Origin of the sequence: Streptomyces sp. NPDC058663 (assembly GCF_042716745.1) — a bacterium.
Lineage (GTDB): Bacteria > Actinomycetota > Actinomycetes > Streptomycetales > Streptomycetaceae > Streptomyces.
In genome coordinates this window covers 1-9,885 of sequence record NZ_JBHXRV010000102.1, presented here as the reverse complement: position 1 = coordinate 9,885, position 9,885 = coordinate 1, and the positions used below count along the sequence as shown (strand labels likewise).

Here is a 9,885-nt window from a genome sequence, read left to right as displayed (position 1 = left end):
GGGGGGGGGGCGGCCCCCCCCCCCCACCCCCTCCCTCCGTCTGCCCAGGTCATGGCCCTGGCAGTGGCGCTGCTACGCCGGCGCCTCCGCCGGTGCCGGGCGCAGCAGCTCCGCGAGCCGGGTCGTGCGCGGCTGTGCGGGGGCCTCGGCCACCGCACGCGGCAGCGCCTGGTCCACCCCGTGCACCACCGACAGATGACGCTCACCGCGGCCGAACGCCGTGTACACCCACGGGCGGTCGAGAGCCTGGGCCGCGTCGCCCGGCAGCACCACGACCACCGCCGGCCAACGCGTGCCGGCCGCCTGGTGCGCCGTCAGCGCCCAGCCGTGCCGTACACAGGAATCGACCCGCTCCTTCGCCACCGTCACGGGGGCGCCGGCGCAGTCCAGGTGCAGACCGTCCGCGTCCGCCCGCACCACCGTTCCCGGCACGGTCCGGCCGGGGACCGGGGAGTACGCGATCCGGTCACCGGGGTCGAAGCCGCCGAAGCGGCCGGGACCGGGGTTGAGCCGCTGCTTGAGCGCCGCGTTGAGCGCCCTGGTGCCCGCGGAGCCACCGTGGCCCGGGGTGATCACCTGGGTGTCCTCGGGCGGTACGCCCAGCGCCCGCGGCACCGAGTCGGCGACGAGCTGGACCGTACGGTGCACGGCCTCGCCCGCGTCCCGCACCGGCACGATCACCACTTCCTTGCCGGGGGCGGCGACCTGGTTGAGCTCGCCGATGCCGATGCCGGACACCAGCTCGCCGATCGGGCCCGGGTCGGGTGTGCGCGAGGCGATCTGCGGGCAGGCGCGGGCGCTCAGTACGTCCGCGAACACCTGCCCGGCCCCGGCCGAGGCCAGCACTCCGGGATCGCCGCTGAGCACCAGCCGCGCCCCGTCGGGCAGTGCCTCGACGAGCACCGCCCCGGTCTCCACGTCCAGCTGGGGGGCGTCGCACACCACCAGCAGATCGAGGGCGAGCGCACCGTCGGCGTCCCGCCCCGGCCCCTCCGCGCCGGACAGCAGCCCCGCCAGGGTGACGGCCCAGGGGCTGGTCGCCCCGCGGTCGTCGGCCGGGGCCGGCCCGTCCTGCGGGGTGTCACCGGAACCTGAGGCTCCGGCCGCCCTGTCCAGCGCGGCCGCCACGCGGGCGCGGCCGTCGGGGCTGTGGGTGGCCGCGTAACCGCGCAGGCCCAGCCGGTGGGCCGCCACCAGGAGAGCGGCGGGTTCCGCGCGGGAGGCCTCACCGCCGGTGTGGGCGACCAGGCCGTGGGCCGCCACGGCGCGTACCAGCTCACCGGCCGAGCCCGGGAGCTGCTCCCAGCCGCCGGGATCCTCGACGGGGGAGTTCACCAGCCGGGCGAGCCCCTCGGCCAGGCTCTCCTCGGCCATGGCGTAGCGGTCGAGCCCGAGCAGGGCCGGGGCGGGCTCGGGCACCTCGGGTTCGGACGCCTCGGGCTCGGGGCCTCCGGGCTCCTCGCCCTCCGCCGGTTCCTCGTAGACGTCGTCCACCGCGTCGTCCTCCTGGAGCTGGAGCGGGAGGGCGACGCCCTCCGCCACGGCGTGCGCCACGGCGGCGGCCGGGTCGGGGACCCCGTGCCCGGCCAGCGCGGTGTGCACCTGCTCCGTCGCGACCGCGGTGTGCCCCTTCAGCGCGGCCCGCTCCAGCACCAGGCCGACCAGGGCGTCGGTGCGCCGTCCGTCGCCGGGACCGCACTGCGGGCCCAGCAGAGCGCGGGCGAACCCGTCTGCCTGCTCGGGCCGTACCCCGGGAACGGACAGCAACTGCCAGGGGTCCTCGCGCAGCAGTTCCGCGGCCTGCTCGCCGAGCCGCTCGGTGACCTGGGCGGCGAGCTCCCCGGGAGCGCCGCCCGCCGTCAGTACCCCTCGTACGCCCTCGACGGTCTCCGGAGCGACGGCCGTCCCCGGCGGCACCGCCGCAGTCGCAGGTGCGGCCGCGGCCTGCGTCGGTACGGCGGCCCGTGCGGGGGCGCCGCCCGGCGGGGCCGGGGCATGCGGGGGCGCGGACGCCGGCGCGCTCTCCGTGACGAACGCGGCGGCGGGAGTGGACCCGCTCTCCACCGCCCGTACGGCGGCCAGCAGGTCGGCGGCGCGCCCGCTCAGTTTGGCACCGGCGGAGACGGCGGCCTTCTCGGCCTTCCGCTTCTCGATCTTCGCCCGGAACTCCCGCTGGGCGGCCAGCTCGGCCTCGGCCTCGGAGAGCTGCGGCGCGGCAGGCGCGTCAGCCCCGGCGGCCGGGGCGGCGTCTGCCCCGTCCTGCTCGGCCTCGGTTTCTCCCTCGGCTTCCGCTTCCGCCCCAGCCTCGGCCTCCGACTCCGCTTCCGCCCCAGCCCCAGCCTCGGCCTCCGACTCCGCTTCCGCCTGGGCCTCCGCTTCCGTTTCGACCCCGGCCTCCGCCTCCGCCCCGTCCGTGCCGGTCCCTTCGGTGGCCGTCCCGTCCGGGCCGTCCTCGGTCGTGTCCATGCCGTTCACCGTCCCGGTGGTGTCGTTCTGGTCGGCCGGTTCGGCCCTCTGGTCCGGTGTCCCGGCCGCTTCCGCGGGGTCGGGGCCGGCCGGGGGGACGGGGGTCTCCCCCCGGGGGTGCGCGGTCACAGCGTGCTCCAGTCCTGGTCGGGATAGCGGTGCACGGGCGCGGACACGTCGTCCAGCGCTCGGCGGATCTCGTAGGGAAGACTAAGTGCCTCCACTGACAATGCCGCCGCGAGCTGCTGCGCGTTGCGCGCGCCGACGATCGGGGCGGCCACCCCGGGCCGGTCCCGTACCCAGGCCAGGGACACCTGGAGCGCAGTGGTCGCCAGGCCGTCCGCGGCCGTCGCCACCGCGTCCACGATGCGGCTCGCCGCGTCGTCCAGGTACGGGGCGACGAACGGCGCCAGGTGCTCGCTGGCTCCGCGCGAATCCGACGGCGTGGCGTGCCGGTACTTGCCGGTGAGCACCCCCCGGCCGAGCGGGGACGAGGGCAGCAGCCCGACACCCAGGTCGAGCGCGGCGGGCAGCACCTCGCGCTCCACGCCCCGCTGGAGGAGCGAGTACTCCAGCTGCGTACCGGCCAGCCGGGTCCGCACGCCAGGAGCCGCCAGCTGCCAGGTGGCGGCCTTCGCGAGCTGCCAGCCGCAGAAGTTGGACACCCCGGCGTACCGGGCCCGGCCGCTGCTCACGGCGATGTCCAGGGCCTGGAGGGTCTCCTCCAGCGGGGTGCCCGGGTCGAAGGCGTGCACCTGCCACAGGTCCACGTAGTCCGTGCCGAGGCGCTCCAGTGAGGCGTCCAGGGCGGCGAGGAGATGACCGCGCGAGCAGTCGAAGCGGCGGTCCGGGTCGGGCACGCTGCCCGCCTTGGTGGCGATGACCAGGTCCCGGCGCGGAACGAGGCGCTCCACCAGCTGCCCGAGCACGTACTCGGCGTCCCCGTTGCCGTACACGTCGGCCGTGTCGACGAGCGTGCCGCCCGCCTCCCAGAACAGCTTCAGCAGGTCCGCGGCCTCGTGCTCGCCGGTGTCCCGGCCCCAGGTGAGTGTGCCAAGACCGATTCTCGATACGCGCAGGCCCGTGCGGCCGAGATGCCTCTGCTCCATGGGCGCGAGATTACTGGTCCGCCCCCGCGGCGGGCGGAGGCCTGTGGACAACCCGCCCCTGACGCGGAGCGGCCGCGCGCGCTAGAGTCCGCCGCACCGGCACGTTACCGGCCGGTACTCCGTACGCACGACTACGCGGGACACGTCAAGCAAGAGGGAGCGGCGTTTATGAAGCTCGGGATCAACCTCGGCTACTGGGGAGCGGGCATGGACGGCGACAACCTCGCCGTCGCCAAGGAGGCCGACCGGCTCGGCTACGCGGTCTGCTGGGCCGCCGAGGCCTACGGCTCGGACGCCCCCACCGTGCTCTCCTGGGTCGCCGCCCAGACCGAGCGCATCGACATCGGCTCCGCGATCATGCAGATCCCGGCCCGCCAGCCCGCCATGACGGCGATGACCGCCGCCACTCTCGACTCGCTCTCCGGCGGCCGCTTCCGGCTCGGTCTCGGTGTCTCGGGCCCGCAGGTCTCCGAGGGCTGGTACGGCGTGAAGTTCGACAAGCCGCTCGCCCGCACCCGTGAGTACGTCGAGATCGTCCGCAAGGCCATGACCCGGGAGCGGCTCAGCTACGAGGGGCAGCACTGGACGCTGCCGCTGCCGGGCGGGCCGGGCAAGCCGCTGAAGCTGACCGTGCACCCCGAGCGCGAGACCATCCCGCTCTACATCGCCGCCATCGGCCCCAAGAACCTGGAGCAGACCGGCGAGATCGCCGACGGCGCACTGCTGATCTTCCCCTCCGCCGAGCACCTGGAGGAGACCGCGATCGCCCCGCTGCGGGCGGGCCGCGCCAAGGCGGGAAAGACGATGGAAGGCTTCGACGTCTGTCCGACGCTGCCGCTCGCCGTCGGCAAGGACGTGCACGCGCTGGCCGACATGTTCCGCCCGTACACCGCCCTGTACGTCGGCGGCATGGGCAGCCGCAAGCAGAACTTCTACAACAGCCTCGCCCAGCGCATGGGGTACGAGAAGGAAGCCGCCGAGATCCAGGAGAAGTACCTCTCCGGCGACAAGGACGGTGCTGCCGCGGCCGTACCGCACCAGCTGATCGACCAGACGACCCTGCTCGGCCCGGTGGAGCGGATCGCCGACCGGATGCGGGCGTACGAGGCGGCCGGTGTCACCACACTCACGGTGGCCCCCGCCGGGTTCACGCTCGACGAGCGGATCGCGGCACTGCGGGCGGGCACCGAGGCAGTGGAACTCGCCGGACTGGCGTAAACCCGGCCGCGCGGAAAGGCGCGGCGCACGGGAGGAGGTCAGCGGCCGTGGTGGGGGCTCGGGGGTCTTCCCCGCCACGGCCGTCACGCAGCACAACGCGTCAGCGGGGCGGTCGGTTACGCCCACGGGCGGACGAAGCGCCGCGCATGCGTGGCGGGCGCGCCACGCACCGGCAGCGGGGCCCACCACGCAAAGCCGGCCGACCCACCACGCCAGGTCCGCCGGGCCCACCACACAAAGCCGGAACCCCCCTCGCGCGGAGGCCGGCGGGCCCGCCACGTACAGCCGGCGAGCCACCCGCGCGGAGACCGGCGGGCCCGCCCCGCCAGGGCGGCTCAGAGCCAGCCGCGCCGCTTGAACAGCCGGTACAGGCCCACCTCGCACACCACCATGAAGACCAGCACCGCGTAGTACGCCCACGACCACTTCAGCTCGGGCATGTGCTCGAAGTTCATGCCGTAGATCCCCGCCACCATCGTCGGCACCGCGGCCATCGCCGCCCACGCCGAGATCTTCCTCATGTCGTCGTTCTGCCGTACCCCCATCTGTGCCAGATGCGCGGACAGGATGTCGGAGAGCAGCCGGTCCAGCCCGTCCACCTGCTCGTTCGCCCGCGTCAGATGGTCGCCCACGTCGCGGAAGAACGGCTGCGCCTCCTCGTGCACGAACGGCAGCCCCGGGCTGGCCAGCCGCTGCACCGGCTGGGCCAGCGGCCCGGTCGCCCGCCGGAACTCCAGCACCTGCCGCTTGAAGGTGTAGATCCGTCCCGCGGTGCCCTTGGCGTCACCGCCCTGCGGGGCGAACACCTCCGCCTCCAGCTCCTCCAGGTCGGTCTGCAGTTCGGCCGCGACCTCCATGTAGTGGTCCACGACCGCGTCGCTCACCGCGTACAGGACGGACGTCGGGCCGTGCGCCAGGAGGTCGTGATCGGACTCCAGGCGCGACCGTACGGCGGCCAGCGGCGCGCCCTCGCCGTGCCGCACGGTCACCACGAAGGAGTCACCGACGAAGACCATCAGCTCGCCCGTGGTCACGGTGTCGCTCTCCGGTTCGTACACCACCGGCTTGAGGACCACGAACAGCGAGTCCTCGTACACCTCCAGCTTCGGCCGCTGATGGGCCCTCAGGGAGTCCTCGACCGCCAGCGGGTGCAGCGCGAACTCGGAGGAGACGAGGTCGAACTCCTTCTCCGTCGGCTCGTGCAGACCGATCCACACGAAGTGGTCCTCCGAGCGCCGTGCCTCGGCCAGCGCGTCGGAGAAGTCGGACGGGCCCTCGGTGCGGCGGCCCTCGCGGTAGATGGCGCAGTCGACGATCACGGCGTGCATTCTCCCCGGGTCGTGCCCCGGGCGCACCCGGGTGCTGCTGTCCGCCGTCGGCCCGCGCCGCCCGGCCGCCTAGGGTGAGAGGCATGGCCACGCTGATTCTTCTGCGGCACGGACGTTCCACCGCCAATACCGCCGGGCTGCTCGCGGGCCGGACGCCCGGGGTCGCCCTTGACGACCACGGCGCCGCCCAGGCCGCCGCCCTGCCCGCCAGGCTCGCCGCACTGCCCCTCGCCGCTGCGGTCAGCAGCCCCCTCCAGCGCTGCCGGGAGACCCTGCAACCGCTGCTCGACGCCCGCCCCGGACTGCCGCTGCACACCGAGGAACGGATCAACGAGTGCGACTACGGCGAGTGGTCCGGACGCAAGCTCGGCGAACTCTCCGACCACCCCCTGATGGACGTCGTCCAGCGGCACGCCTCGGCTGCGGCCTTCCCCGGCGGCGAGTCCCTGCGCGCCATGCAGAACCGCGCGGTGGACGCGGTGCACGACTGGAACGTGCGCATCGACGCCGAGCACGGCAGTGACGCCCTCTACGTCATGTGCGCGCACGGCGACATCATCAAGTCCCTCGTCGCGGACGCCCTCGGTATGCATCTCGACCTCTTCCAGCGCATTCACGTCGACCCGTGTTCCCTGACGGTGATCCGCTACACCAGGCTCCGGCCGTTTCTGCTGCGCCTCGGCGACACCGGTGACCTGGCAGGCCTCGCCCCACGGCCGAGCGAGGACGGCGCGGATGCCGAAAAGGGCGACGCGGCGGTGGGCGGTGGCGCGGGAGCAGCGTGATCGCCGTGCACAGTAGGGTGGTCGCTCCGTCAACCAGTTCCCTTTCCCGCTGAAGTCCTCCCCGAAGTTCCCCACCCGAAGTTCCCCCGAAGCGATGGAGATCAGGACGTGTCCCGTCAGGTGTTCCTCTACGACCCGCCGGAGCGTTTCGTGGCCGGCACGGTCGGGCTGCCTGGCCGCCGCACCTTCTTCCTCCAGGCGTCGGCGGCCGGCCGGGTCACCAGCGTCTCCCTGGAGAAGGCCCAGGTCGAAGCGCTGGCCGAACGCATCGACGAACTGCTCGACGAGGTGGTGCGGCGCACCGGCGGCAACGCCCCCGTACCGGCTGTCGCCCCCGCCGACGTGCACGACAGCGCCCCGCTGGACGCGCCCGTCGAGGAGGAGTTCCGGGTCGGCACCATGGCGCTCGCCTGGGACGGCGAGGAACAGCGCATGATCGTCGAGGCGCAGGCCCTGGTCGAGCTGGACGTCGACACCGAGGAAGACCTCGCGGAGGCCGAGGAACGGCTGCTCCAGGACGAGGAGAACGGCCCGCCGATGCTGCGCGTGCGGCTCAGCGGGGCGCAGGCCAGGGCCTTCGCCAAGCGCGCCCTGGACGTGGTCAACGCCGGCCGGCCGCCCTGCCCGCTGTGCAGTCTGCCGCTCGATCCGGAGGGACACGTATGCCCGCGCCAGAACGGATACCGGCGGGGGCTGTGACTCCGCTGCCCGCCGACCCGCGCACGCTCCTGGCGAAGGGCGAGCTCACCGTGCTCGGCCAGGTCCGCGAGGCGTCCAACGCGGTGCTCTACTGCGAGATCTCCTACGAGGGCGACAGCGCCAAGTGCGTCTACAAGCCGGTCGCCGGCGAACAGCCCCTCTGGGACTTCCCCGACGGCAACCTCGCCCGGCGCGAGGTCGCGTCGTACGAGATCTCCGAGGCGACGGGCTGGGGCCTGATCCCGCCCACGGTGCTGCGCGACGGCCCCTACGGCGAGGGCATGTGCCAGCTGTGGATCGACGGCGACCCCCAGGCGGGCGGCAGGCTGCTCGCCCTCGTCGAGGACGGGGAGCCGGGCGACGGCTGGAAGCCGGTGGTGCTGGCCGAGGTCGCACAGGGGCGTACCGCGCTGCTGGTGCACGCCGACGACATGCGGCTGCGCAGGCTCGCCGTGCTCGACGCGGTGATCAACAACGGCGACAGGAAGGGCGGCCACCTGCTGCCCGCCGGGGACGGCCGGCTCTACGGCATCGATCACGGAGTCACCTTCCACGTCGAGGACAAACTGCGCACCCTGCTGTGGGGCTGGGCCGGGGATCCGCTGCCGGACGAGGCGGTGGCCGTCCTCGCGGCACTGGCCGCGGATCTCACCCCGGGCGCGCCACTCGCCACCCGGCTGGCCGAACTCATCACGGCGGCGGAACTGGACGCGCTGCGCGCCCGGGTGGCCGCGCTGCGGGAGTCGGCGGCCCATCCGGAGCCCAGCGGCCAGTGGCCCGCGATCCCGTGGCCGCCGGTCTGACGCACTGCCCCACGGGTGCGGGCCCGCGCGTCTGACGCCGTGCCCCACGGGTGCGGGCCCGCGCGTCTGACGCCGTGCCCCACGGGTGCGGGCCCGCGCGTCTCACGCACTGCCCCATCGGTGCGGGCCCGCGCAAGACGGCGTTATCGGTCAAGATCCCGGTCCGGTTCGTAACCGGAACATGCGTCCGGTTACGCTCGCTACATGCATGCCTGGCCCGCTTCAGAGGTCCCCGCCCTGCCCGGCAAGGGCCGCGACCTCCAGATCCACGACACTGCGACCCAGGGGTTGGTCACACTCGACCCCGGTCCCGTAGCCCGCATCTACGTGTGTGGCATCACGCCGTACGACGCCACCCACATGGGGCACGCGGCGACCTACAACGCGTTCGACCTCGTGCAGCGCGTGTGGCTCGACACCAAGCGGCAGGTCCACTACGTCCAGAACGTCACGGACGTCGACGACCCGCTCCTGGAGCGCGCCATCCGTGACGGCATCGACTGGACCGGCCTCGCCGAGCGCGAGACCGCCCTCTTCCGCGAGGACATGACCGCCCTGCGGATGCTGCCCCCGCAGCAGTACGTGGGTGCAGTCGAGGCCATCCCCGGCATCGTCCCGCTCGTCGAACGGCTGCGGGACTCGGGAGCCGCCTACGAACTCGAGGGCGACATTTACTTCTCCGTCGAGGCGGACCCGCACTTCGGCGAGGTCTCCGGGCTCGACGCGGAGGCCATGCGTCTGCTGTCCGCCGAGCGCGGCGGCGACCCCGAGCGGGCCGGCAAGAAGAACCCGCTCGACCCGATGCTGTGGATGGCGGCCCGCGAGGGCGAGCCCAGCTGGGACGGTGCTTCCCTCGGGCGCGGCCGCCCCGGCTGGCACATCGAGTGCGTCGCCATCGCCCTGGAGCACCTGGGCATGGGCTTCGACGTCCAGGGCGGCGGGTCGGACCTCGCCTTCCCGCACCACGAGATGGGCGCCTCGCACGCGCAGGCGCTGACCGGCGAGCACCCCTTCGCCAAGGCGTACGTGCACGCCGGCATGGTCGGCCTGGACGGCGAGAAGATGTCGAAGTCCAGGGGCAACCTGGTCTTCGTCTCGGCGCTGCGGCGCGCCGGTGTCGACCCCGCCGCCATCCGTCTCGCGCTCCTCTCGCACCACTACCGCTCCGACTGGGAGTGGACCGACCAGGTCCTTGACGACGCGGTGGCCCGGCTGGGCCGCTGGCGCGCGGCGGTGTCCCGTCCGGACGGTCCTTCGGCGGACGCACTCGTGGAGGAGATGCGGGCGGCGCTCGCCCACGACCTCGACGCACCGGCCGCGCTCGCGGCGGTGGACCGCTGGGCGGAGCAGCAGGCTTCCACCGGGGGCACCGAGGAAGGTGCGCCGGGAGTGGTCTCCCGGGCGGTGGACGCGCTGCTGGGCGTGGCCCTGTAGCCGTTGACAGCAAGAAGCGCGGGCCGCGACCCCTCAAGGGTCG

At 73.8% G+C, this 9,885-nt stretch carries 8 protein-coding genes; 5 read left to right on the top strand and 3 right to left on the bottom strand.

The genetic code is table 11. The features are described from left to right. Window positions 1-72 precede the first annotated feature (72 nt). Entirely contained in the window at window positions 73-2,595 is a 2,523-nt protein-coding gene (locus ACFWVV_RS37550) for a helix-hairpin-helix domain-containing protein (protein WP_384349124.1), read from the bottom strand. Further along, complete coding sequence (locus ACFWVV_RS37545) at window positions 2,592-3,575, bottom strand: aldo/keto reductase (RefSeq protein WP_384349121.1); 984 nt, start codon at window positions 3,573-3,575, stop codon at window positions 2,592-2,594. The genes ACFWVV_RS37550 and ACFWVV_RS37545 overlap by 4 nt, the downstream gene beginning before the upstream one ends. Before the next feature lie 168 nt (window positions 3,576-3,743). Here ACFWVV_RS37545 and ACFWVV_RS37540 point away from each other — a divergent pair, with 168 nt between their 5' ends. Next, window positions 3,744-4,793 (top strand): LLM class F420-dependent oxidoreductase, encoded by a 1,050-nt coding sequence (locus ACFWVV_RS37540; RefSeq protein ID WP_384349118.1) that lies wholly within the window; start codon window positions 3,744-3,746, stop codon window positions 4,791-4,793. 335 nt (window positions 4,794-5,128) lie between these two features. Here the strand turns inward: ACFWVV_RS37540 and corA are convergent, their stop codons facing one another. Next, complete coding sequence (corA, locus tag ACFWVV_RS37535) at window positions 5,129-6,121, bottom strand: magnesium/cobalt transporter CorA (protein WP_384349115.1); 993 nt, start codon at window positions 6,119-6,121, stop codon at window positions 5,129-5,131. A gap of 83 nt (window positions 6,122-6,204) precedes the next feature. Here corA and ACFWVV_RS37530 point away from each other — a divergent pair, with 83 nt between their 5' ends. The 4 genes from ACFWVV_RS37530 to mshC all read left to right on the top strand — a co-directional run bounded on the left by ACFWVV_RS37530 (window position 6,205) and on the right by mshC (window position 9,842). Further along, on the top strand, window positions 6,205-6,906 hold the full coding sequence (locus ACFWVV_RS37530) for an MSMEG_4193 family putative phosphomutase (RefSeq protein ID WP_384349112.1): 702 nt from the start codon (window positions 6,205-6,207) through the stop codon (window positions 6,904-6,906). 108 nt (window positions 6,907-7,014) lie between these two features. Continuing rightward, on the top strand, window positions 7,015-7,605 hold the full coding sequence (locus ACFWVV_RS37525; RefSeq protein WP_384349110.1) for a DUF3090 domain-containing protein: 591 nt from the start codon (window positions 7,015-7,017) through the stop codon (window positions 7,603-7,605). Then, window positions 7,569-8,408, top strand: a complete 840-nt coding sequence (locus ACFWVV_RS37520; RefSeq protein WP_384349108.1) for an SCO1664 family protein — start codon at window positions 7,569-7,571, stop codon at window positions 8,406-8,408. The genes ACFWVV_RS37525 and ACFWVV_RS37520 overlap by 37 nt, the downstream gene beginning before the upstream one ends. 204 nt (window positions 8,409-8,612) lie before the next feature. Further along, on the top strand, window positions 8,613-9,842 hold the full coding sequence (gene mshC / locus ACFWVV_RS37515) for a cysteine--1-D-myo-inosityl 2-amino-2-deoxy-alpha-D-glucopyranoside ligase (RefSeq protein WP_384349106.1): 1,230 nt from the start codon (window positions 8,613-8,615) through the stop codon (window positions 9,840-9,842). Window positions 9,843-9,885 lie beyond the last annotated feature (43 nt).